Here is a 22,733-nt window from a genome sequence, read left to right on the forward strand (position 1 = left end):
CGTGAGCGCGGACACCTCTCCCCAGGGCGAGGACCGGCGCAGGTCAGACGTCGCGGTCGCGGGCGGGGTGGTGCGCGGGGGTGGGGACGGTCGGCTGGTCCGGCCCCGACCCCGGCGTCGCGGCGGGGTGGGCGCGGTGACCGGTGCCGCGCGGGGGCTGCGGGCGGGGTGGGGTCGGCCCGGGGCCGGTCGGGTCCGGCGTCGGCGGTCCGGCGGCCGTGCCGCGTGGCATCCGCGGACGGGCGGCGACGGGCCGGGACGGGGGCGGCGGTGTGGGCGGCCCGGCCTCGGCGGCCGTCGTCGCGCCGAGGTGCTCCGGCCCCCCGGTCGGGGCGCCCGTGAGCCGGGCGGGTCCGGGTCCGGCGAGCGCAGGTCCCGCAGCACCGGCGGCCACCGGTCCCCCGGTGCCGGCGGGCGCGCGTCGCGTCCCGGTCCGCGACGGGCCACGCCCGCCGCTCGGCCGGTGCGCGCCTCGCGTCCACGGCGCAGGCCCACCGGATGCGTCCCGGCCCGGTGTGTCCCGCCGTGACGGATCCCGACCGGAGGTGTCCCCGCCCGGCACGACCCTGCCCGGCGCGGGCGCCGCCGCGGCGTGGCCCGGCGGTCCGGGACCGTCCACGACCGGACCGCCGGCGGACGGCCGGGCGGGGGGCGTCCCGCGCTCGGGCCCGGCGTCCGGGAGGTCGTCGGTCGAGGCGATCGCCGTCTCCCCCGCGGCGGCCGGTGCCGCGGAGGCGGTGCGCATCCGCGACCGGTGCGGCACGGCCGAGGCCACGAACGCCACGACCAGCGCGATCCCGGTCGCGGCGAGCACCAGGCCGGTGCGCGGGACCAGGGCGAGCGCGACCGCACCGAAGGCGATCACCGCGACCCACAGGTAGACCAGCAGCACCGCGCGCCGGTGGCTGTGCCCGACCTGGAGCAGGCGGTGGTGCAGGTGCATCTTGTCCGGGCTGAACGGGCTGGTCCCGGCCCGGGTCCGGCGCACGACCGCCATGAGCAGGTCCAGCGACGGGATGAACACGATGCCGACCAGCACGACCACCGGGGAGACCAGCGCCAGCAGATCCCCGGGCGAAGGGGTGTCCGACTGTGGGACGCGGCCGGACGCGCTCGTGATCGCGGCGGCCAGCATCACCCCGACCATCATCGAGCCGGTGTCGCCCATGAAGATCCGCGCGGGGTGGAAGTTGTGCGGCAGGAACCCCAGACAGGATCCCGCGAGCACCACCGCGAGCAGCGCGGGGACGAACGTGGCCGGATCATTGCCGTTCTCGCTGATCAGCCCGATGCAGAACACCGCGGTCGCGAGCGTCGTGATCAGCCCGATCCCCGCCGCGAGCCCGTCGAGCCCGTCGACGAAGTTCATCGCGTTGACCAGGACGACGGTGACCAGCACCGTCAGCAGCACCGACTGGCTCTGCCCGAGCGCCAGCACCGACCCGCTGAGGAACGAGTCGCCGCCGATCGGGATCCAGATCTGGAGCCACTGGACCCCGTAGAGGACCAGCAGCCCGGCCGCGGTGACCTGCGCGGCGAACTTGGTGAGGGCGTCGAGGTCGTAGCGGTCGTCGAGCATCCCGACGCCGACCAGCAACCCGGTCGCGACGACGACCCCGACGACCTCGGTGCTCTGCTCGAAGTAGGCCAGCCGCAGGGCCGGGAGCTGCAGCGACAGCAGCAGCCCGGCCAGCACCCCGCCGAACATCGCCAGGCCGCCCCACCGCGGGGTCGGGGTGACGTGCACGTCCCGTCCCCGCGGCCAGGCGACCGCGCCGACCTTCAGCGCCAGCATCCGGACCGGCCCGGTCAGCAGCAGCGTGACGACGGCGGCGACCAGCCCGACGAGCAGGAGCTCCCGGATGGGGAGTCCGTACGTGAACTGGTCAGTGGGCACGTCGCGAGCGCCTCTCCGCCTCCGCCGTGGGTCTCAGGTCACCCCCGAGGGTAGGCCGGTGCCTTCGAGACGAGCGCGGTGACCGCCTTCGCGACGTCGGCGAGCTCGGCGTCGCCGGCCGTGGTGTCGTGCTCGGCCTTGACCGCGCGGGCCAGCAGGGCGCCGACCTCGGCCATGTCGGCCTCGGTCATCCCCTGCGTGGTGACGCTGGGCGAGCCGACCCGGATGCCGGACGGCTTCATCGGCGGCGCCGGGTCGTAGGGGATCGCGTTCTTGTTCAGCGTGATGCCGGCGCGGTCGCAGCGGGTCTCCGCCTCCGAGCCGGTGACGCCGATCGGACGCAGGTCCAGCAGCGCGAGGTGGTTGTCGGTGCCGCCGGAGACGGCGCGCATGCCCTCGGACTCCAGGCTCTTGGTCAGCGCCTGGGCGTTCGCGATGACCTGGCGGGCGTAGGCCTGGTACTCCGGCTGCGCCGCCTCCTTCATCGCGACGGCCTTCGCGGCGACCGCGTGCATCAGCGGGCCACCCTGGGAGAACGGGAAGACGGCCTTGTCGATGGCCTTCGCGTGCTCCTCGCGGCACAGCACCATGCCGCCGCGCGGGCCGCGCAGGACCTTGTGCGTGGTGGCGGTGACGACGTCGGCGTAGGGCACCGGCGACGGGATCGCCTTGCCGGCGACCAGGCCGATGAAGTGCGCGGCGTCGACCATGAGCTTGGCGCCGACCTCGTCGGCGATCTCGCGGAACACCGCGAAGTCGATCAGGCGCGGGTACGCGGTCGCACCGGCGATGATGATCTTCGGCTGGTGCTGCTTGGCCAGGTCGCGGACCTGGTCGTAGTCGATGACCTCGGTGTCCTCGCGGACGGTGTAGGACACCGCGTCGAACCACAGGCCGGAGAAGTTGACCTTGCTGCCGTGCGTGAGGTGGCCGCCCTGCTTGAGGTCCATGGCCAGCACGGTGTCGCCGGGCTTGGCGAACGCCGCGTAGGCGGCGAGGTTCGCGCTCGCACCGGAGTGCGGCTGGAGGTTGACGTGCTCGGCGCCGAAGAGCTCCTTGGTCCGCGCGTTGCCGATGTTCTCGGCGACGTCGACGACGCCGCAGCCGCCGTAGTAGCGGCGGCCGGGGTAGCCCTCGGCGTACTTGTTCGACAGCGTCGACCCGAGCGCGGCCAGCACCGCGGGGCTGGTCAGGTTCTCGCTCGCGATGAGCTGCAGTCCGCCGCGCAGGCGCTCGAGCTCGTCCAGCACGACGCCCGCGATCTCGGGATCCTGCTGCTGCAGTGCGTGGAAGTCCGGTCCCCAGAAGGTCTGCTCGCTCACGCCGGGACACGCTACCCGCTGCCATCCCCGCAGGCCGCGGCCGTGCAGGCGTGATCACACCCGCGGGTGGCCCGCTCAGACCCGGTCGATCTCCTGGCCGACGACCTCCTCGACCTGTTCGGCGGTCACCCCGCCCTCGCGCAGCATGCGCGGCCGGGCGCCGGTGAGGTCGACGATCGTGGACGCGACCGGGTCACCGGACGGGCCGCCGTCGAGGTAGACCTGCACGCTCGAGGCCAGCTGGGTGATCGCCTCGGTCACGTTCGACGCCGGCGGGTTGCCCGAGGTGTTCGCGCTCGACACCGCCATCGGCCCGACCTCGCGCAGCAGCTCCAGCGCGACCGGGTGCAGCGGCATGCGCAGCATCACCGTCCCGCGGGTGCTGCCCAGGTCCCAGGCCAGCGACGGCGCGTGCTCCAGCACCAGCGACACCTCGCCCGGCCAGAACGCCTCGATCAGCGCCCGGGCGGACTGCGGGACCGTGGAGACGAGGCCGTCGATGGTGGTCCAGGAGCCGACGAGCACGCCGACCGGCATGTCCGGGCCGCGCCGCTTGGCGGCCAGCAGCGCGCGCACGGCGGTGCCGTTGAACGCGTCGCAGCCGATGCCGTAGACGGTGTCGGTGGGCAGGACGACCAGCTCCCCCGCCCGGACGGCGCGCGCGGCGGCGGTCAGGCCGCGTGTGCGCTCGGCGGGGACGCTGCAGTCGAACAGCGGCTGGGTCTGCGGTGCACTCACGATCCGCGAGGATACGACCGCGCCGCGCGGGGGTGCGGGGCGGCTCACATCCGCGGCACCGGCGGGGCGTCCGGACGACCGCTCCCCGCCGGGTGGGACGGGCGTCAGGGGCAGGGGACGCGGCGGGCGGTGACGAAGCGCGGGCGGCCGGTGAGGTCGTCGTGCTCGGTGACCTCGCCCAGCGTGCGACGGCGGCGCAGCAGCGCCGGGACCGTCTCGCCGTGGGTGTCGTCGTGCTCGATCGCGAGGTGTCCGCCGTGCCGCAGCCATCCGCTGGCCCCGCGCACGACGGCCTGGATGATCTGGGTGCCGTCGGGACCGCCGAACACGGCGCCGGGCGGGTCCCAGCGCTCCACCTCGGGCGGCACCGGCGTCCCGTCCGGGACGTAGGGCGGGTTGCAGACGACCAGGTCGACCGCACCCTCCAGCTCGATGAGCAGGTCGGTCCACCGGACGTCGGCGACGTGCAGGGTCACCGGGCGCCCGCCCGCGGCCACGTGCGCGTCGAGGTTGCGCCGGGTCCAGGACAGCGCCGACGGGTCGGCCTCGAGGGCGTGCACCTCGGCGTCGGGCCGGGACACCGCGAAGGCCAGCGCGAGCGCGCCGGAGCCGGTGCAGAGGTCGAGCACCCGGGGGCGGGACACGTCGCGGATCGCGGCGAGGCCCCACTCCAGCAGCAGCTCGGTCTCCGGGCGCGGGGTGAACACCCCCGGTCCGACGGCGACCTCGACCGGGCCGAGTACCGCGGTGCCGAGGATGTGCTGCAACGGTTCGCGGGTGGCACGGCGGGCCACGAGGGCCTGCAGCCGTTCGACGACAGGCGGGTCCACCAGCGGGGTCATCAGCAGCGTGGACCGCGAGGAGCCGAGCACGTGCGCGGCGAGCAGCTCGGCGTCGACGCGGGGGGACGCGACGCCGGCGGCCGCCAGGGTGCGCTCGGCCTCCGCGATCGCCACCCGGAGCGGCAGCCGGCTGCCGACCGCCGGGGTCGTCGTCTCGGTCACGCCTCCAGTGTCGCGGCTGCGGGGCTCGGGGACACCCCACGTGACCGGTGCATCACCTGAGCGGGGGATCACTCCTGCTCCTGCTCCCCCGCCATGGCCTCGGCGCGCTCGGCCGCGGTCAGGGCGGCGAGGACGTCGACGAGGTGGCCGTCGAGCACCGCGGACAGGTTGTAGGCCTTGAACCCGACGCGGTGGTCGGAGATCCGGTTCTCCGGGTAGTTGTAGGTGCGGATCCGCTCGGAGCGGTCCACGGTGCGGACCTGCGAGCGGCGCTGCTCCGACGCCGCCTCGGCCGCCTCGGCCTCGGCCTTCGCCTGCAGCCGGACCCGCAGCACGTCCATCGCGCGGGCCTTGTTCTGCAGCTGGGAGCGCTCGTTCTGGCAGGTCACGACGATGCCGGTCGGGAGGTGCGTGATCCGCACGGCGGAGTCGGTGGTGTTGACGCTCTGCCCGCCGTGGCCCGAGGCCCGGTAGACGTCGACCCGGATGTCGGCGTCGTGGATCTCGACGTCGGGGGTGTCGTCGGCGTCGGGGAAGACCAGGACGCCGGCCGCGGAGGTGTGGATGCGGCCCTGCGACTCGGTCACCGGGACGCGCTGCACGCGGTGCACGCCGCCCTCGAACTTCAGCGCGGCCCACACCCCGTCGACCGGGTCCTTGCTGCGCAGCGACAGCGTGATGTCCTTGTACCCGCCCAGGTCGGACGGGGTGGCGCCGAGGACCTCGACCTTCCAGCCGCGGCTCTCGGCGTAGCGGCTGTACATGCGCACGAGGTCGCCGGCGAACAGTGCGGACTCCTCGCCGCCCTCGCCGGACTTGACCTCCATCAGGACGTCGTCGCCGTCGTGCGGGTCGCGCGGGCGCAGCAGCTCGGTCAGCTCGGTCTCGAGCTCGACGATGCGGGTGTCCAGGGTGTCGGCCTCGGCGGCGAAGGCGCGGTCCTCGGCGGCGAGCTCACGGGCGGCGTCGCGGTCCTCCCGGACCTGGGCGAGCTCGCGGGCGCAGCGCACGACCGGACCGAGCTCGGCGTAGCGACGGCCCAGCTTGCGGGCCTGCGCCTGGTCGGAGAGGACGTCGGGGTCGGCGAGGCGCTGCTCCAGCTCGGCGTGCTCGTCGAGCAGGGCGTCGACCGACTGCGTGCTCATCGGAGATTCCTTCGAGGCGCTGGGGTGGGAACGCGAAACGGCGCCCGCCTCCTCGCGTGCGGCGAGGCGACGGGCGCCGTGTCGGGAGCTACTTGGCGGCGCGCTCGCGCTTCCCGTAGCGGGCCTCGAAGCGGGCCACGCGGCCACCGGAGTCCAGGATCTTCTGCTTGCCGGTGTAGAACGGGTGGCAGGCGGAGCAGACCTCGACGCTGATGGCGCCGCTGTTCTTGGTGCTGCGGGTGGTGAACTGGTTGCCGCAACCGCAGGTGACCTGGGTGTCGACGTACTGAGGGTGGATTCCCTCGCGCATGGCTCTCTCCTCATCGTTGGCCGCCGGGTCCCTGGTACGACCAGGGTGAACCGGTGCCGGGAAGCTGACGGTCCATTCAACCATCCGGGCCCCGGCGGAATTCCCACCGGGGCCCGGACGGCACGGCTCGGACTAGTCCTCGTCCTTGCCGGGGGTGTTCTTGGCGACCTGCATCAGGAACTCGATGTTGGTCTTGGTCTTCTTGAGCCGGCTCAGCACCAGGTCGAGCGCCTGCTGGTCGTCGAGCGCGGCGAGGACGCGGCGGAGCTTCACCATCACCGCGTGCTCGTCGGGCGACATCAGGAGCTCCTCCTTGCGGGTGCTCGAGTCGCCGACGTCGATGGCCGGGAAGATCCGCTTGTCGGCGATCTTCCGGTCCAGCTTGAGCTCGGCGTTGCCGGTGCCCTTGAACTCCTCGAAGATCACCGTGTCCATCGTGGACCCGGTCTCGACCAGCGCGGTCGCGAAGATGGTGAGCGAGCCACCGTCCTCGATGTTGCGCGCGGCGCCGAGGAAGCGCTTCGGCGGGTACAGCGCCGTGGAGTCGACACCACCGGACAGGATCCGGCCCGACGCGGGCGCGGCCAGGTTGTAGGCGCGGCCGAGGCGGGTGATGTTGTCCAGCAGGACGACGACGTCGTGCCCCATCTCGACCAGGCGCTTGGCCCGCTCGATGGACAGCTCGGCGACGGCGGTGTGGTCTGCCGGCGGGCGGTCGAAGGTCGAGGCGATGACCTCGCCCTTCACCGACCGCTGCATGTCGGTGACCTCCTCGGGCCGCTCGTCGACGAGGACGACCATGAGGTGGCACTCGGGGTTGTTCGTGGTGATCGCGTTCGCGATGTTCTGCATGATCGTCGTCTTGCCCGCCTTGGGCGGGGAGACGATCAGCGCACGCTGCCCCTTGCCGACCGGCATGATCAGGTCGATCACACGGGTGGTCAGCTGCGACGGGTCGGTCTCCAGGCGGAGCCGCTCGTTGGGGTAGAGCGGGGTCAGCTTGGTGAACTCGGGCCGGTTGCGCGCGGCCTCCGGGTCCCGCCCGTTGATCGAGTCGACGCGCACCAGCGGGTTGAACTTCTGCCGCTGCTGCTCGCCCTCGCGGGGCTGGCGGACGGCGCCGGTGATGGCGTCGCCGCGCCGCAGGCCGTTCTTGCGGACCATCGACATCGACACGTAGACGTCGGTGGGGCCGGACAGGTAGCCGGTGGTCCGGACGAACGCGTAGTTGTCGAGGATGTCCACGATGCCGGCGACCGGCAGCAGGACGTCGTCGTCGCGGATCTCGGTGTCCACGCCACCGCCGGCGGCGCCGCCACCGGTGCGCTCGCGGTCCCGGCCGCGACGGCGGTCGCGGAACCGGCGGCCGCGGCGGCCGCGGCCGTCACCGTCGTCGCCGTCGTCGTCGCGGAAGTCGTTCCGGTCGGCACCGCGGTCGTTGTTCCGGTCGTTGTTCCGGTCGTTGACGCGGTCGGCGTTGCGGTCGTTGTTCCGGTCGCCGTTCCGCTCACCACGGTTGTCACCGCGGTCGCCGGTCCGGTCGTTGTTGCGGTTCCCGCGGTTGCCGCGGCCGGAGTCGTCGCCGTCGCGGTTGCGCCCGCCACGGCCGTTGTCGCCGTTGCCACGACCGTTGTCGTCGCGGCCCTCACCGGTGCGGTCGCCACCGTTGCGGTCGGCACCGCGCTCGGCGTTGCGGTCGGCCCCACGGCCGCGACGGCGGTCGCCGTCGGTGGCGGGGTCGTCGCCGTCGGCGTCGCGACGGGCGTCCTTCTGGCCCGCGTCCCGCTGGCCCGCGTCCGTGGCGGTGTCCTTCGGGGCGCCCTGGGGGGCGGTGTCCTTCTGGCCGTTGTCGTCGCCCTGCCCGCGGCGGCGGGTCCGGCCACGACGACCGGCGCCGTCGGCGTCCTCACGACGCTCCTCGGCCGGGGCCGGGGTGCTGTCGGCCTGCTCCGGCGCGCTCGCGGCGGGGGCGGCCTGCTCGGGCGCGGCGGCCGGGGCGCTCTCGGCGGCGGCCGGGGCCGCACCGTTGCCGGCGGAGGTGCCGGTGTCGCCGGTGGCGGCGTCGGTCACGGTGGCGTCGGGGGCGCCGGCCGGACGGGTCGCAGCACGGCGACGACGGGTGCGCGGCGCGGGGGCCTCGGCCTGCTCGGCGGCCTGTCCGCCCTGGTCACCGGCCTGCTCGGCGGGTGCCTGGGGGGCGGCCGGCGCGGCGGAGCCGTTGCCGGCGGGGGCCGCGGCGGTGTCGCCGAGGGCGAGCTGCGGCGCGTCCGCACCGTCGGAGCCGGTGGTGGCAGCGGGGTCCGCCTTCGCCTTCGGCTTCTTCGCGGGGGCCGCCGCCGCTCCGCCCTGACGCTCCTTGATGGCCGCGATCAGGTCGCCCTTTCGCATGCCGGAGATGTCCGGGACGTTCAGCTCGGTGGCCAGCTGGCGCAGCTCGGCCAGCACCATGCCGGACAGGCCGCCGCGTCGGCGGGGCGCCGCCTCGGCCGACGCGGTCCCGGTACCGGCGAGATCGGTCTCGCTCACAGAGTTCCTTCCTGACCGACCCGGTTACCTGTCCAGGTCAGGGGATGTCACACGCTCGGCCGATACGGAGACCCCGTATCGGCAGCATTCACAGATGGAGTCCCACGACGACGTCGCGGGAGTCAGGCCGCCCGTTCGGGATTCCGAGTCCAGTTCAGAAAGGAGATCGGGCGAGCGGGCCCGGCCGCAAGACTACGCCGATGTCGCGTGGATCGCCATGCACGGGCGAGACTAGTCCGTACACCCCGGGGCGGCAACAACCCCCCTCGGGCGACGCGCCGACACACGGGGTCGCGTACCTCACGTTCCCGGCGGGCACCGGTGCTCAGCGGATCTCGACCTGCACACCGGTGGTGTCGACCGGCAGCCGCTGCACCGCGAAACCGTCGGTGTCGACGCCGTCGGGCAGCGCGCCGTCGCCGGTCAGCGCCAGCACCGTCGGCCCGGCGCCGGAGATCGCGGCGGGTACGCCGTGCTCGCGCAGCGCCTCGACCAGCCGCAGCGACGACGGGTACGCCGGCCGCCGGTAGGGCTGGTGCAGCCGGTCCTCGGTGGCCGCCATGAGCAGGTCCGGCCGCCGGGTCATCGCCAGCACCGCCAGCGCGCAACGGCTGCCGGTGAACGCGGCGTCGACCAGCGGGACCTGCTCGGGCAGCAGCCCGCGGGTGGTCTTGGTCGCGGACTCGAGGTCGGGCACGCAGGCGACCGGGTGCACGTCGGGGTGCACGTCCAGCTTCTCGGCGTGGAAGCGCCGGGCGGCACCCGCCGTCTCCCAGGCGACCACGAACCCGCCGAGCAGGCTGGCCGCGGCGTTGTCGGCGTGGCCCTCCATCCCGGCCGAGAGCTGCAGCAACGCGTCGCGCTCCAGCTCCGGGTCCCGCCCGGCCAGCACGGCCGCGGCCGTCACCCCGGCGACGGCCGCCCCCGCGGAGCTGCCGAGGCCGCGCGAGTGCGGCACCGCGTTGAGGCAGCGCAGCCGCAGCCCCGCGGGCGCCCCGCCGAACGTCTCGAAGGCCAGGCGCATCGCCCGCAGGACCAGGTGCCGCTCGTCGCGGGGGACGTGCCGGCAGCCCTGGCCCGCGACGTCGACGAACAGCCCCGGCGTCTCGAAGGTCTCGACCTCGATCTCGTCGTAGAGGGCGAGGGCCATGCCGAGGGTGTCGAAGCCGGGGCCGAGGTTGGCCGTCGACCCCGGCACCCGCACCAGTACGCGCGTCGGGCGGCCCATCAGGCCAGCTCGAGCGCCGCGGCGACGGCACCGGGGTCGATCGGCACGATCTCCGGGTCCGGCGCGGTGAGCAGGGCGGTGTCGGGGTCCTTGAGGCCGTGACCGGTCACCGTGCACACCACGAGGGAGCCGGTCGGCAGCGACCCGTCGGCGTGGCTCTGCAGCAGCCCGGCGACGCTGGAGGCCGACGCGGGCTCGACGAACACGCCCTCCTGCGCGGACAGCATCCGGTAGGCGGCGAGGATCTCGTCGTCGGTGACGGCGGCGAACTTGCCGTTCGACTCGTCGCGGGCGGTGGTCGCGCCCTTCCACGAGGCGGGGGCGCCGATCCGGATGGCGGTCGCGATCGTCTCGGGGTCGCTCACCGGGGCGCCGTGCACCAGCGGTGCGGCACCGGCGGCCTGGAACCCGAACATCCGCGGCAGCGCGTCGATGATGCCGTCCGCGTGGTAGCCGCGGTAGCCGTGCCAGTAGGCGGTGATGTTGCCGGCGTTGCCGACCGGCAGGCAGTGCACGTCCGGGGCGCGGCCCAGCTGGTCGCAGATCTCGTAGGCGGCCGAGGCCTGCCCGGCGATGCGCGTCGGGTTCACCGAGTTGACCAGCGCGATCGCCGGGTAGTCGGCGGTGGTCTTGCGGGCCAGCTCCAGGCAGTCGTCGAAGTTGCCGTCGATCTGCAGGATCCGGGCGCCGTGCGCGACGGCCTGGGCGAGCTTGCCCAGCGCGATCTTCCCGGTCGGCACGAGCACCGCGCAGGTCATCCCGGCACGGGTGGCGTAGGCGGCCGCCGACGCGGAGGTGTTGCCGGTGGACGCGCACAGCACGCTGGACTTGCCGTCGGCGAGCGCGGCGGTGACCGCCATCGTCATGCCGCGGTCCTTGAACGAGCCGGTCGGGTTGGCGCCGTCGACCTTGAGGTAGACCTGGCAGCCGGTCAGCTCGGACAGCCGCGGGGCCGGGAGCAGCGGCGTACCGCCCTCCCCCAGCGTCACCACGGTCCAGTCCGGCTGCACCGGCATCCGGTCGCGGTAGGCCTCGATGACACCCGGCCACTGGCCGGGCGGCGGCGGCGCGACCGCACCGGCGACCTGGGTCACCGGACCGAAGGGACCGGACGCCGGCCCCCGGACTCCTCGCACGCTGCCCGTCACGACCGGTCCACTCCCTGATCCCCCACCTGTGGTCATTCGCCCATACCCAGTGCGCTCACCGCGCGGCCCAGTCCCTCGACCCGCAGCACCCCGGCGACGCCGAGCACGTGGTCGAGGTCCAGCAGCGCCGACACCGTGGCCGACAGCGCGGCCTCCGGCGCCGAGTGCGTGACGACCGTCAGCCGGGCCTGGCTGCGGTCCGAGCCGTCGGCCCGGTCCACCGAACCGTTCACGCCGCCGGTCTGGCGGACCGCGGCGATCGAGACGCCGTGCCGGGCGAACTCGCTCGCGATGGCGGCGAGCACGCCCTCGCGGTCGGCCACCTCGAGGTCGACGTGGTAGCGCGTCGGCACCTCGCCGATCGGGCGCACCGGCAGGCTGGCGTAGGCCGACTCGCGCGGCCCGCGGCCGCCGCCGACCCGGTTGCGGGCCACCGCGACGAGGTCACCGAGCACCGCGGAGGCGGTCGGCGCGCCGCCGGCGCCCTGGCCGTAGAACATCAGTTGGCCGGCGGCCTCGGCCTCGACGAACACCGCGTTGAACGCGCCGTCGACGCCCGCCAGCGGGTGCGAGTCGGGGACCATCGCCGGGTAGACGCGCGCCGAGACCGACTCGGTCCCGTCCGCGGCCACCACGCGCTCGCAGATGGCGAGCAGCTTGATCGTGCAGCCGAGCCTGCGGGCGGCGGCGACGTCGGCCGAGCTGACCTCGCGCATGCCCTCGCGGTGCACGTCGGAGGCGGTGAAGCGGGTGTGGAACGCCAGCGAGGCCAGGATCGCGGCCTTCGAGGCGGCGTCGTAGCCGTCGACGTCGGCGCTCGGGTCGGCCTCGGCGTAGCCCAGCCGGGTCGCCTCCTCCAGCGCGTCGGCGTAGGAGGTCCCGCCCGACGACATGGCCGAGAGGATGAAGTTCGAGGTGCCGTTGACGATGCCGGCGACCCGGGTGATGCGGTCCCCGGCGAGGGACTCGCGCAGCGGGCGCAGCAGCGGGATGGCCCCGGCGACGGCGGCCTCGTAGTAGAGGTCGGCGCCGGAGGCGTCGGCGGCCTCGGCCAGCGTCGGGCCGTCCTCGGCGAGCAGCGCCTTGTTCGCCGTCACGACCGAGCGGCCGGACTTGAGCGCCTCCAGCAGCCAGCCGCGGACCGGCTCGATCCCGCCGATGACCTCGACGACGACGTCGACGTCGTCGCGGGTCACGAGCTCGCCGGCATCGGTGGTCACCAGGTCCGGGAAGTTCTCGGTCAGCCAGGGGTGCCGGTGCGGTCGCCGCACGGCGACCCCGGCCAGCTCGATGCGGGCTCCCACCCGCGCGGCCAGCTCGTCGGCCTGCTCGGTGATGAGCCGGACCACCTCGGTGCCGACGGTGCCGCAGCCCAGCAGTGCCACCCGGACGGCGCCGGTCTCGCTCGCCACGTGTCCTCCTCGCGTGCGCGCACCCCTCGGGCGCGCGCCGATCATTCCTGGTCGGACGGGTGCAGACAGGTCCGGGTGGCGGTTCTCACCCGGGTGCGCTCACACCTCGAAACGGAACTGGTCCTCCAGTGTCTCGCGTCGCAACAGGGTCCGGTCGACCCCGTCACGGACCGCGACGACAGCGGGGCGCGGCAGCCGGTTGTACCCCGACGCCATGGCGTAGCAGTAGGCCCCCGTCGCCGCGACGGCCAGCAGGTCGCCCGGCGCGAGATCGGCCGGCAGCCAGCAGTCGCGCACCACGATGTCACCCGACTCGCAGTGCTTGCCGACCACCCGGGACAGCACGGGGACGTCCCCGCCGGGGACCGAGTCGTGCCCGCTGGCGCGCGACACCAGCCGTACGTCGTACTCGGCGTCGTAGAGGGAGGTGCGGATGTTGTCGCTCATCCCGCCGTCGACGCTGACGTAGCGCCGGGAGTACCCGCCGAGCGGGACGTCCTTGACGGTGCCGACCTCGTAGACGCTGACGGTGCCCGGCCCGGCGATGGCCCGGCCCGGCTCGACGGCGATCGCCGGCACGTCCAGCCCGGAGGCCGCGCACTCGCGCTTGACGATCGCGCGCAGCTCCTCGGCCAGCGCCGGCATCGACAGCGGGGTGTCCCCCGGCCGGTAGGCGATGCCGATGCCGCCGCCGAGGTCCAGGGTGCGCAGCGCGGTCAGGTTCTCGCCGCCGTGCTCGGCGTGCAGGTCGGCGAGCACCTTGACCACGCGGCGGGCGGCCGCCTCGAAGCCCTCGGTCTCGAAGATCTGCGAGCCGATGTGGCTGTGCAGCCCGACCAGGCTCAGGTGGCTCGCGGCGAGCACGCGGCGCGCCGCCTCCAGCGCCGCGGAGTCCTTCGTGTCGGACCCGGCGATGGAGAACCCGAACTTCTGGTCCTCGTGCGCGGTGGCGATGTACTCGTGGGTGTGGGCCTCGACGCCGACGGTGAGCCGGATCAGCACCGGCGCGACGGTGTCCCGCGCGGCGGCGACGTCGGCGAGCCGGGCGATCTCGTCGAAGGAGTCGACGACGATCCCGCCGACCCCCGCCTCGACCGCGGCCTCCAGCTCGGCGAGGGACTTGTTGTTGCCGTGCAGCGCGATCCGCTCGGGCGGGAACTCCGCGCGCAACGCCACGGCCAGCTCGCCGCCGGAGCACACGTCCAGCGACAGGCCCTCCTGCGCGACCCAGCGGGCGATCTCGGTGCACAGGAACGCCTTCGCCGCGTAGTGCACGGCCTCGGCCCCGAACGCGGCGGCGAACTCGCTGCAGCGGCCGCGGAAGTCGTCCTCGTCGAGCACGAACAGCGGGGTGCCGTGGGTCGCGGCGAGGTCGCGGACGTCGGCCCCGGCCAGGCGCAGCGCGCCGTCCTCGCCGCGGGCGGCGTGCCGCGGCCAGACCGCGGGCGCCAGCTCGTCGAGCGCCGCGGCGCTCTCCGGGCGGGGCCCGGCCGACTCGGGCGCGGGGGTGAGGCCCGCGTGCATCGGGCCTGCGGGGTGTGCCCTCATGTCACATCCGTTCCGGGGCGTCGACGCCGAGCAGCGCCAGGCCGTTGGCGAGCACCGTGCGGGCGGCGACGCAGAGCGCGAGGCGCGCGCGGTGCAGGTCGGAGACCTCCTCGTCGCCCTGGGGCAGGACGCGGCAGGAGTCGTAGAACTTGTGGTAGGCGCCGGCGAGCGACTCCAGGTAGCGGGCGACCCGGTGCGGCTCGCGCAGCTCGGCCGCGGTGCGCACGATGTCGCCGAACTCGCCGAGGGTGCGGATCAGGTCGCCCTCGCGGGCGTGGTCCAGCAGGCCGTAGTCCTCGCCGGGGGTGATGCCGAGGTCCGCGGCGTTGCGGGCCAGCGAGGACAGCCGGGCGTGCGCGTACTGGACGTAGAACACCGGGTTCTCGCTGGTCCGGCTGGCCAGCAGGTCCAGGTCGATGTCCAGGCCGGAGTCCACCGACGAGCGGACGAGCGAGTACCGGGCGGCGTCGACGCCGACGGCCCCGACCAGGTCGTCCATCGTCACGACGGTGCCGGCGCGCTTGCTCATCCGGACCGGGGTGCCGTCCTTGACCAGGTTGACCAGCTGCCCGATCAGGACCTCGACGACGGCCGGGTCGTCGCCGAACGCGGCCGCGGCGGCCTTGAGCCGGGCGACGTAGCCGTGGTGGTCCGCGCCGAGCATGTAGATGCACAGGTCGAACCCGCGGGCCCGCTTGTCGCGCAGGTAGGCGATGTCGCCGGCGATGTAGGCGGGGCGGCCGTCGGACTTGATGACGACGCGGTCCTTGTCGTCGCCGTGGTCGGTCGAGCGCAGCCACCAGGCGCCGTCGGCCTCGTAGAGCGAGCCCTTCTCCTTCAGCGCGGCGACGGCGTTCTCCACCGCGCCCGAGTCGTGCAGCGACTGCTCGTGGAACCACACGTCGAACTCGACGCGGAACTCTCCCAGCTTCTGCTTGATCTCGGTGAACATGAAGCCGACGCCGACCCGGCGGAAGACCTCGTCGCGCTCGGTGTCGGGCAGCTCCAACGCGCCGGGCTCGGCCGCGACGACGCGCTGGGCGATCTCGGCGATGTAGTCCCCGCCGTAGCCGTTCTCCGGGGCGGGCTCGCCCTTCGCGGCCGCGACCAGGGAGCCGACGAACCGGTCGATCTGGGCGCCGGCGTCGTTGAAGTAGTACTCGCGGGTGACCTTCGCGCCGCGCGCGGACAGCACCCGGCCCAGCGCGTCGCCGACCGCGGCCCACCGGGTGCCGCCCAGGTGCAGCGGGCCGGTCGGGTTGGCGGAGACGAACTCCAGGTTGACGTTGCGCCCGGCCAGCTCGTCGCCGGTGCCGTAGCCCGCGCCCGCGGCGAGGACCTCCCCGACGATCGCGCCCTGCGCGTCGGCGGCCAGGCGCAGGTTGATGAACCCGGGCCCGGCGATCTCGGCGCTGGCGACGCCGTCGCGGGTCGCCAGCTCCTCGGCCAGCCAGGTGGCGAGCTCGCGCGGGTTCACGCCGGCCTTCTTGGCGGTGCGCAGCGCGATGTTGGTCGCGTAGTCGCCGTGGTCGGGGTTGCGGGGACGCTCGACCCCCGCATCGGCCGGCAGGGCGGAGACGTCCAGGTCGCGTCGGATCAGCACGTCCCGCGCGACGTCACGGACCAGGTCGGCGAGCACGTCGGGATTCACCACCCGGATTCTACGGAGGGACCCCCGGCACCCTCATGCAGGTATCCGCACCCCGACCGGCGACGATGCGGGGCGTGACGCCCCCCTCCACCGACCGGAGTACCCGCGCACCCGTCGTCTCCGGGGCGGTGGCGCTGCTGCTCGGGGCGGGGTTCGTCGCGGTGTCGCTGGCCTACAACCGCGGGAGCCTGGTCCCGCCGCTCGACGACGTCTACATCCACCTGCAGTACGCCCGGCAGTTCGGCGACGGCGAGCCGCTGCGCTACCAGCCGGGTGCGGAGATCACGACGGGCGCGTCGAGCCTGCTCTGGATGGTCCTGCTCGGCGCCGCGCACGCGGTCGGGTTCGACGGCCGGTGGCTGCTCGCCGTCGCCGTCGCGGGCGGGGTCGTCGGCGTCGCCCTCGCCGCGGTTTTCACCTCGGCCGCCGCGACCCGGCTGGGCGGCCGCGCGGCCGGGTGGTGGGCGGGGCTGCTCACCGCGCTGTGCGGGCCGCTGCTGTGGGGCGGGGCCAGCGGCATGGAGGTGGGTCTGCTCGCGGCCCTGGTTACCGGCACCCTGCTGTCCTACCTGCGCGAACGTCCCCGATTCCGGTGGACGCCGGTGGTCGCGGCGCTGCTGGCCCTCACCCGTCCCGAGGGCTTCCTGGTCGCCGCCGCGTTCGTCGCCGCGATGCTGTGGACGCTGTACCGGCAGCGGTCCTCCCCCGCCGCGGCGCCGTGGTGGCGGGGCGTGCCGGTCGTGCTGCCGGTGGTGGTGTTCGCCGGGCAGCTGCTGCTGTTCCGGGTGCTCACCGGGACCTCCCAGGCCAACGGGGTGCTCGCGAAGTCGTGGCTGCACACGGGGTTCCTGCACCAGCCGCTGGAGATCGCCGACCACGTGCAGCGCAACGTCGCGGCACTGCTCGCCTCGCTGGCCGGGCTGTCCGGGCAGGACGTGCTGGCGCCGCTCGCGCTCGTCGTCGCGGTGCTGGGGGTCGCCGCGCTCGCCGCGCGCCGGGAGCGGACCCTCGCGGTCGCGCTCGGCGGCGGGCTGGTGCTGGTGGTGGCGGCCGTCGCCACCCTGACGACGGCGATGTGGCAGGACCTGCGCTACCTGCAGCCGTTCCTGCCGCTGCTGCTCCTGCTCGTGGTGCTGGGCGCCGGTCTCGTGCCGCACCGGGCGGCGCGCGGCGGGCTGCTCGCGGTGGTGCTGCTGTTCACCGTCGCCGCGACGCCCGCCTGGGCGCTACGGCTGGGCCAGCAGGCCTCGGCGATGCGCGAGGGACCGGTGAGCGTCGCGCAGTGGATCGCCGGGAACGTGCCGCCGGGCGACGCCGTCGCCGTCAACGACGTCGGCGCCGCGGCCTGGTTCGGCGGTCACCGCACCGTCGACCTGGTCGGCCTGACCACGAACGGGATGGCGGCGCCGTCGCTGAACGGGCCCGGGACGCTCTACGAGGCGCTGCGCGCGCTGCCGCCGGACGAGCGGCCGCAGTGGTTCGCGGTGTTCGACCGGTGGGGCGGGGTCCCCGTCGCCGACCTCGGCCGCGCCGGCCTGCTCGGCACCGAGCCGGTCATCACCTTCGGGCTCGCCGGGCCCGCCCGGCCGATCTCGGCGTCCGCACCGCAGACCTGCCAGATCGACCGCAGCTGCGACCGGGTGAGCGTCTGGCGTGCGGACTGGTCCGCCGCGGACTCCGCGCAGGCACCGGACGCACCCGTGCCCGGCCGGATCGTGGACCACCTGAACGTCGGGGACACCGCCGACGAGGCCGCGCACGGCTGGACGACCGACCCGCCGGTGCTCGGCGTGCAGCCGGACTCGGTGCTGGACCGGGCCGCCGTCGCACCGGGACGGCTCGTCGCCGACAGCGGCCGGCACGTCGTCGGCGGGGAGACCTTCACCCTCGGCGGCACCGTCCCCGGACGGCCGGTCACCCTGACCGGGCGGATCGGTGCCGGGCCCGCGCTGCCCGGCGAGCGGACCCGGGTGGTCGCCGTCGACGTCGACGGCCGCCCCGCCGGGGAGTGGACGCTGCCGGACGCGCAGCCGTGGGCGCAGGCGTCGTTCACGGTGCCCGGGGAGCTCGTGACCGGTGACCGCGTCACGGTGACCACCCGTCCGGTCGCGCCGCTGCTCGCGCCCTACCCCGACTACCGCTCCTACGGGTGGTGGGCGAGCCGCTGACGGGGTCTTCCTAGACTCGGGCGAACCCGCCCGCCGACCACGAACAGGACTCCCCCATGGCCAGCGGCAAGTCCGGCAAGAAGCGACCGTCGATGCCGAGCTCGGTCGGCCGGCGCCAGTTCCCCTGGGGCATGGTCGCCGCGATCACCGTGCTGGTGCTGCTCGCGGGGGCGTTCATCGTCTACCCGCTGGTGCAGCGCAACCAGAACCGGGCCTGGGAGCCCTCCGACGACAACCGCAACCCGGCGCTCGCGATCCCCGGCATCGTCAGCCAGGACTACCCGGGCCTGCAGCACGTGCTCGGCTTCCAGCGGGTCGCCTACACCCACAGCCCGCCCTTCGGCGGCGCGCACGACGGCTTCTGGGCCGCCTGCAACGGCGTGGTCTACCCGAACCCGGTCCGCTCGGAGAACCTCGTGCACTCCCTGGAGCACGGCGCCGTGTGGATCGCCTACAACCCCGACACCCTCGACGAGGCCGGGCGGGCCGCGCTGGCCCAGCGGGTCGAGGGCCAGCCGTACACGGTGATGTCGCCCTACCCGGGTCTCGACGCGCCGATCTCGCTGCAGTCCTGGGGCAACCAGCTGAAGGTCCAGACCGCCGACGACGAGCGGATCGACCAGTTCGTCCGCGCCCTGCGGCTCAACCGCTTCACCCACCCCGAGGTCGGCGCCTCCTGCGACGCCCTCGGTGCGCAGGGCTTCGACCAGGACAACCCGCCGGCGTTCCAGCCGATCCCGGAGCAGTCCGCCGTCGACGGGCAGACGATCCTGCCCGAGAACCAGGGCGCGACCCCCGGCGGCGCCCCCGCGCCCGACCCCGCCGTCCCCGGGCAGCCAGCACCCGGTCAGCCGGCCCCGGCGCCCGCACCGGCCCCCGGGCAGTGACGCCCCGATGACGACCCCGGCCGACGAGACCCCGCTCTGGCGGAACCCGATCACGATCGCGCTCGGCGTGATCGCGCTGGTCGCGGTGCTCGTCGCCGGGTTCGCGGTCCGCGGCGCGTTCGGCCCGTTCGTGCCCGAGCCGGGCTCGGTCGACGTCGGGTTCGCCCAGGACATGACCGTGCACCACCGCCAGGCCGTCGAGATGGCGTCCTGGGAACGCGACCGCGCCACCGACCCGCGGGTGCGGCAGCTGGCGTTCGACATCGAGACCACCCAGAACCAGCAGGTCGGCCGGATGCAGGGCTGGCTCGGCCTGTGGGACGCGCCGAGCCTGCCCAGCGGCGGCCACATGGCCTGGATGGACGACTCCGCACACGCCGGCATGTCCGGCATGTCCGGGACCTCCGGCGGCGTCGCGACGATGCCGGGGATGGCGAGCACCGCCGACCTCGCCCGGCTGCGGGCCACCCCGCCCGGCACCGCGCTGGACGTCGAGTTCCTCCAGCTGATGCTGCGCCACCACCTGGGCGGCGTGTCGATGCTGGAGTACGCCCGCGACCACGCCGACACCGGCGAGGTCCGCAACCTCGCGTCGCAGATGCTCTTCTCGCAGAACTCCGAGGCGGACCTGATGCGCGGGCTGCTCGCCGAGCGCGGCGCGGCCCCGCTGCCCCTGGGCTGACCGCCCCGGGTGCCGGGGCTGGACGACCGGCACCGCGGCGCGCTCTGATGGGAGCTGCCGCGGACGCCGGCGCCACCCCGTGGCCATCCGCGGCCGAGGAGGCCCCGTGAGCAGCACCGCGACCGTCGACGTCCCCCACCTGGGCGGATCCCGGATCGGGTACCGGTCCGGCAGGCCGCACGACCCGTCGCTGCCGACCGTCGTCATGGTCAACTCCTTCACCACGACCGTCGACCTCTACCGCCCCCAGTTCGAGGACACCGCGCTGTCGGGCGCGGCGAACCTGCTCGCCCTGGAGCCCTACGGGCACGGCGCGACGAGGTCGGCCTACCCGCACTTCACCTACTGGGACAGCGCCCTGGCGAACCTGCAGGCCATGGACGCGCTCGGCGTCGACCGGGCCTTCGTGCTCGGCACCTCGCAGGGCGGCTGGGTCGCCGCCCGGATGGCGCTGCTCGCCCCGGACCGGATCCAGGGCATCCTCCCGCTCGGCACCTCGATGGACTTCGAGAGCCCGGCCAGCCGCGAGCGGGGCTGCTGGGACGGCATCGAGTTCTGCACGCCGTCGGTCGACGCGCTGGCCGCCCCGGTCGGCGACGACTGGGTGGTGCCGGAGGAGTTCGTCGACGCCGTCCTGGGCGCGGGGCTCGGCGAGGGGATCGGCGACGACTTCCGCGCGTTCTGGCGGCGGACCTACCGCGAGACCTACACCGGCGACGACGGCCGCCACCGCCTGCGCGTCTGCACGGTCAACCTGCGGGACCGCGACGGCCTGCACGGCAGGCTCGACGAGGTCCGCTGCCCGGTGCTGTGGCTGCACGGGACCGACGACACGGTCTACTCCGTCGCCAACGCCGAGGACGGCATCCGGCGTTTCACCGGTGCCCGGCACGCCGAGCTCGAGATCGTGCAGGGCGGGCAGCACTTCCTGAGCGCCTCGAACCCGGAGGAGGTCGACGCCGCGGCCCTGGCCTTCGTGACGCGGTGGGCGTGAACGGGGCCCGGCGACGGGCATGATCGGCACCCCCGCGCGGGCGGGCCGGGTGCGATGCGCTATCTTTCTCCCATCGCACGGCCCCCGTAGCTCAGGGGATAGAGCACCGCCCTCCGGAGGCGGGAGCGCAGGTTCGAATCCTGCCGGGGGCACGTCAACGCTTGACAGAGAACGCGGCCTCTCACCTGCTGAACAGGGTGAGGGGTCGCGTTCGTCGTGTCCGGCCGTCATCGGCTGTGGGTGGCTCGTTGCGGGCGCGCCGGCGACGTCCCGTCGACGGTGCGCGTCACCACCCAGCGGTGCGGGGAGATCGGTCGGGTGCGGGTGAACCCTCGCCGCTCGAACACAGCCATCGGTCCGGTGTGCAGGTACGAACCCGGGACCGCTCGGTCGTCGGTCTCCTCCGGATACCCCTCCACGACCCCGCCGCCCAGGCGATCGATCTCGGCCAGCGCGCCGCCGAGCGCGATGTCGGCGACTCCCCGCTGCCGCAGCCCCTTCCCGGTGAGGAAGCAGGTGATGCGCCAGTCGGGCAGCCGCGTCAGCTCCTTCTCGTACCGCCGCCGGCTCTTGATCTCGGGGAGCTCATGCGGACTGCCGAACTGGCACCAGCCCAGACACGTGTCGCCGTCGAGAACCAGTGCGTTGTGAGTGGCACCCGACCGCACGAGCTCACGCTTCTCGGTTCGATTCTGCTGCGGGCTACGGCCTCTACCGAGCTTGACGTGGAAGCCCATGCACCAGCAACCGCCCCAGACGCCGTTGTTCGCCTCGACCAATTCGGCGAACGAAGCCCAGTTGTCCTCGTTCAGCATCGCGACCGTGAGAGCGTTCGCCATGGTGGGTCACTCTGCCAGCAGGTCGGCGAAGGCTCACTCCTCAGCGCCCGGTGCGGCCGTCGATGCGTTCGCGGAGGATGTCGGCGTGCCCGGCGTGGCGCCCGGTCTCCTCGATCATGTGCACCAGCAGCCACCGCCTCGACGGGGCCGACCTCCGTCCCACCGGCACCGGCGCCGCCCGGTCCAGGTCGGCCCAGGTGGCGATGACGGCGTCGGCCCGGGCGGTGGCCTCCCGGTAGGCGGCCACGACGTCCTCGGCGGTGTCCTCCTCCCGCGGCCGGAAGGTCGCGGGCCAGTCGCGGACGGCCTCGCCGAGGAAGTAGTGGCGTTCGACGTGCGTCAGGTGCGAGACCAGGCCGAGCAGGCTGGTCCCCGAGGGGACGCCGGGCTCGCGGGCGGCGGGGTCCGGGACGCCGGCGGCCTTGACGGCGACCGCGCCGCGGAGATGGCCCAGGAACCCGGTCAGCACGCTCTTCTCGTCCGCGGCGTCGCGGGGGAGGCCGGTGTCGTGGTGTCGGGGCACGGTCAGCTCCGGTCGGAGGGGACGGCGCCGGCGCGACGCAGGACCAGGACGGTGTCGACGACCGTGGCGGTGCGGCCGTCGGGGCCGGTCGCGAGGCGCCGGGGCTCGTCGGCGCGCTCGACGGCCCACCCGCCGGGGTCGAGGCCGAGCCCGGCGGCGATCTCGGCGGCGGTGGGGTGGCGGGTGTCCGGGTCCTGGTCCCACGACCACGGGGCGACGGACCCGTGGTCGACGACGAGGAGCACCCCGCCCGGGCGCAGTGCGCGCGCGGCGGTCCGCAGCACCGCGTCGCGGTCCAGTGTGAACGGGGTGTGCAGGTACTGGGCGGAGACCAGGTCGAACGTCCCGTCCGGGAACGTCGTCGCGAGGTCGTGGCGTTCGGCGCGGATCCGCTCCGCGAGCCCGTCGGCGCGACCACGACGCGCGAGCCCGTCCACGGCGGCGGCGGAGATGTCCACCGCCGTGACGTGCCAGCCACGCCGGGCCAGCCAGATCGTGTCGCCCCCGGCGCCGCATCCGAGGTCCAGGGCCGTGCCCGGTGCCAGCGGGCCGGCGACCTCGGCGAGCAGGGGGTTGGCGCGGACCTCTCCCCCGCCGCGGCGGCGGTACAGCTCGTTCCAGAAGGTCTCGGGGTCGGACGCGGTCGGCATGGGGTCCATCGGTGGTTCCTCCGGGAGGTGTCGGTGTGCGGGTGGGCGGGAGGGGTGGGCC

19 protein-coding genes and 1 tRNA gene are annotated in these 22,733 nt (G+C 74.4%); 5 read left to right on the plus strand and 15 right to left on the minus strand.

What is annotated here, in order from left to right; all coding sequences use genetic code 11:
- Window positions 1-43: 43 nt before the first annotated feature.
- From KPL60_RS34885 to argS, 12 genes are all read right to left on the minus strand, one after another.
- Window positions 44-1,897, minus strand: a complete 1,854-nt coding sequence (locus KPL60_RS34885) for an MraY family glycosyltransferase (RefSeq protein ID WP_308016830.1) — start codon at window positions 1,895-1,897, stop codon at window positions 44-46.
- Window positions 1,898-1,935: 38 nt separating this feature from the next.
- Window positions 1,936-3,219 carry a serine hydroxymethyltransferase gene (gene glyA / locus KPL60_RS25790; protein WP_226350071.1) on the minus strand — a complete coding sequence of 428 codons (1,284 nt, stop codon included), beginning with the start codon at window positions 3,217-3,219 and terminating at the stop codon, window positions 1,936-1,938.
- A 75-nt stretch (window positions 3,220-3,294) separates the two neighbouring features.
- Complete coding sequence (locus tag KPL60_RS25795) at window positions 3,295-3,957, minus strand: L-threonylcarbamoyladenylate synthase (protein WP_226350070.1); 663 nt, start codon at window positions 3,955-3,957, stop codon at window positions 3,295-3,297.
- A gap of 104 nt (window positions 3,958-4,061) precedes the next feature.
- On the minus strand, window positions 4,062-4,961 hold the full coding sequence (gene prmC, locus KPL60_RS25800) for a peptide chain release factor N(5)-glutamine methyltransferase (protein ID WP_226350069.1): 900 nt from the start codon (window positions 4,959-4,961) through the stop codon (window positions 4,062-4,064).
- Window positions 4,962-5,029: 68 nt separating this feature from the next.
- On the minus strand, window positions 5,030-6,106 hold the full coding sequence (gene prfA / locus KPL60_RS25805; RefSeq protein WP_226367467.1) for a peptide chain release factor 1: 1,077 nt from the start codon (window positions 6,104-6,106) through the stop codon (window positions 5,030-5,032).
- Between the two features lie 88 nt (window positions 6,107-6,194).
- On the minus strand, window positions 6,195-6,416 hold the full coding sequence (rpmE, locus tag KPL60_RS25810; protein WP_062397374.1) for a 50S ribosomal protein L31: 222 nt from the start codon (window positions 6,414-6,416) through the stop codon (window positions 6,195-6,197).
- Window positions 6,417-6,548: 132 nt separating this feature from the next.
- Window positions 6,549-8,942 carry a transcription termination factor Rho gene (gene rho, locus KPL60_RS25815; RefSeq protein ID WP_226367468.1) on the minus strand — a complete coding sequence of 798 codons (2,394 nt, stop codon included), beginning with the start codon at window positions 8,940-8,942 and terminating at the stop codon, window positions 6,549-6,551.
- Window positions 8,943-9,267: 325 nt separating this feature from the next.
- Complete coding sequence (gene thrB, locus KPL60_RS25820) at window positions 9,268-10,170, minus strand: homoserine kinase (RefSeq protein ID WP_226367469.1); 903 nt, start codon at window positions 10,168-10,170, stop codon at window positions 9,268-9,270.
- On the minus strand, window positions 10,170-11,186 hold the full coding sequence (gene thrC / locus KPL60_RS25825) for a threonine synthase (RefSeq protein WP_255656744.1): 1,017 nt from the start codon (window positions 11,184-11,186) through the stop codon (window positions 10,170-10,172). The genes thrB and thrC overlap by 1 nt, the downstream gene beginning before the upstream one ends.
- A gap of 164 nt (window positions 11,187-11,350) precedes the next feature.
- Window positions 11,351-12,730 carry a homoserine dehydrogenase gene (locus KPL60_RS25830; protein ID WP_226350065.1) on the minus strand — a complete coding sequence of 460 codons (1,380 nt, stop codon included), beginning with the start codon at window positions 12,728-12,730 and terminating at the stop codon, window positions 11,351-11,353.
- 99 nt (window positions 12,731-12,829) lie between these two features.
- A complete protein-coding gene (lysA, locus tag KPL60_RS25835) occupies window positions 12,830-14,278 on the minus strand; it encodes a diaminopimelate decarboxylase (protein ID WP_226367470.1) in 1,449 nt (482 codons plus the stop codon).
- A gap of 1 nt (window position 14,279) precedes the next feature.
- A complete protein-coding gene (gene argS, locus KPL60_RS25840) occupies window positions 14,280-15,929 on the minus strand; it encodes an arginine--tRNA ligase (RefSeq protein ID WP_226367471.1) in 1,650 nt (549 codons plus the stop codon).
- A 74-nt stretch (window positions 15,930-16,003) separates the two neighbouring features.
- Between argS and KPL60_RS25845 the strand changes: the two genes are divergently transcribed.
- From KPL60_RS25845 to KPL60_RS25865, 5 genes are all read left to right on the plus strand, one after another.
- On the plus strand, window positions 16,004-18,097 hold the full coding sequence (locus KPL60_RS25845) for a hypothetical protein (protein ID WP_226367472.1): 2,094 nt from the start codon (window positions 16,004-16,006) through the stop codon (window positions 18,095-18,097).
- Window positions 18,098-18,153: 56 nt separating this feature from the next.
- Window positions 18,154-18,984 (plus strand): DUF3105 domain-containing protein, encoded by an 831-nt coding sequence (locus KPL60_RS25850; RefSeq protein WP_226367473.1) that lies wholly within the window; start codon window positions 18,154-18,156, stop codon window positions 18,982-18,984.
- A gap of 7 nt (window positions 18,985-18,991) precedes the next feature.
- Window positions 18,992-19,666 carry a DUF305 domain-containing protein gene (locus tag KPL60_RS25855; protein ID WP_226350061.1) on the plus strand — a complete coding sequence of 225 codons (675 nt, stop codon included), beginning with the start codon at window positions 18,992-18,994 and terminating at the stop codon, window positions 19,664-19,666.
- Window positions 19,667-19,772: 106 nt separating this feature from the next.
- Window positions 19,773-20,660, plus strand: coding sequence for an alpha/beta fold hydrolase (locus KPL60_RS25860; RefSeq protein WP_226367474.1), 888 nt, complete (start codon window positions 19,773-19,775; stop codon window positions 20,658-20,660).
- Window positions 20,661-20,740: 80 nt separating this feature from the next.
- Window positions 20,741-20,812 (plus strand) — tRNA-Arg (locus KPL60_RS25865).
- Between the two features lie 75 nt (window positions 20,813-20,887).
- On the opposite strand, the gene KPL60_RS25870 is transcribed toward KPL60_RS25865, so the two are convergent.
- The 3 genes from KPL60_RS25870 to KPL60_RS25880 are packed head-to-tail and all read right to left on the minus strand — an operon-like array spanning window position 20,888 to window position 22,681.
- Entirely contained in the window at window positions 20,888-21,499 is a 612-nt protein-coding gene (locus tag KPL60_RS25870; protein WP_226367475.1) for a GNAT family N-acetyltransferase, read from the minus strand.
- A 40-nt stretch (window positions 21,500-21,539) separates the two neighbouring features.
- On the minus strand, window positions 21,540-22,022 hold the full coding sequence (locus KPL60_RS25875) for a DinB family protein (protein ID WP_226367476.1): 483 nt from the start codon (window positions 22,020-22,022) through the stop codon (window positions 21,540-21,542).
- 2 nt (window positions 22,023-22,024) lie between these two features.
- A complete protein-coding gene (locus KPL60_RS25880) occupies window positions 22,025-22,681 on the minus strand; it encodes a class I SAM-dependent methyltransferase (RefSeq protein WP_374228754.1) in 657 nt (218 codons plus the stop codon).
- Window positions 22,682-22,733: the final 52 nt, after the last annotated feature.

It is taken from the genome of Pseudonocardia sp. ICBG162 (genome assembly GCF_020496225.1).
GTDB classification, from domain to species: domain Bacteria; phylum Actinomycetota; class Actinomycetes; order Mycobacteriales; family Pseudonocardiaceae; genus Pseudonocardia; species Pseudonocardia alni.

Bases quoted from the DNA above. Each gene is read 5' to 3' on its own strand.
- KPL60_RS25850 (WP_226367473.1), top strand. From the start codon at position 18,154: ATGGCCAGCGGCAAGTCCGGCAAGAAGCGACCGTCGATGCCGAGCTCG.
- rpmE (WP_062397374.1), bottom strand. From the start codon at position 6,416: ATGCGCGAGGGAATCCACCCTCAGTACGTCGACACCCAGGTCACCTGC.
- KPL60_RS25855 (WP_226350061.1), top strand. From the start codon at position 18,992: ATGACGACCCCGGCCGACGAGACCCCGCTCTGGCGGAACCCGATCACG.
- thrC (WP_255656744.1), bottom strand. From the start codon at position 11,186: ATGCCGGTGCAGCCGGACTGGACCGTGGTGACGCTGGGGGAGGGCGGT.
- prfA (WP_226367467.1), bottom strand. From the start codon at position 6,106: ATGAGCACGCAGTCGGTCGACGCCCTGCTCGACGAGCACGCCGAGCTG.
- KPL60_RS25880 (WP_374228754.1), bottom strand. From the start codon at position 22,681: ATGGACCCCATGCCGACCGCGTCCGACCCCGAGACCTTCTGGAACGAG.
- lysA (WP_226367470.1), bottom strand. From the start codon at position 14,278: ATGAGGGCACACCCCGCAGGCCCGATGCACGCGGGCCTCACCCCCGCG.
- thrB (WP_226367469.1), bottom strand. From the start codon at position 10,170: ATGGGCCGCCCGACGCGCGTACTGGTGCGGGTGCCGGGGTCGACGGCC.
- KPL60_RS25870 (WP_226367475.1), bottom strand. From the start codon at position 21,499: ATGGCGAACGCTCTCACGGTCGCGATGCTGAACGAGGACAACTGGGCT.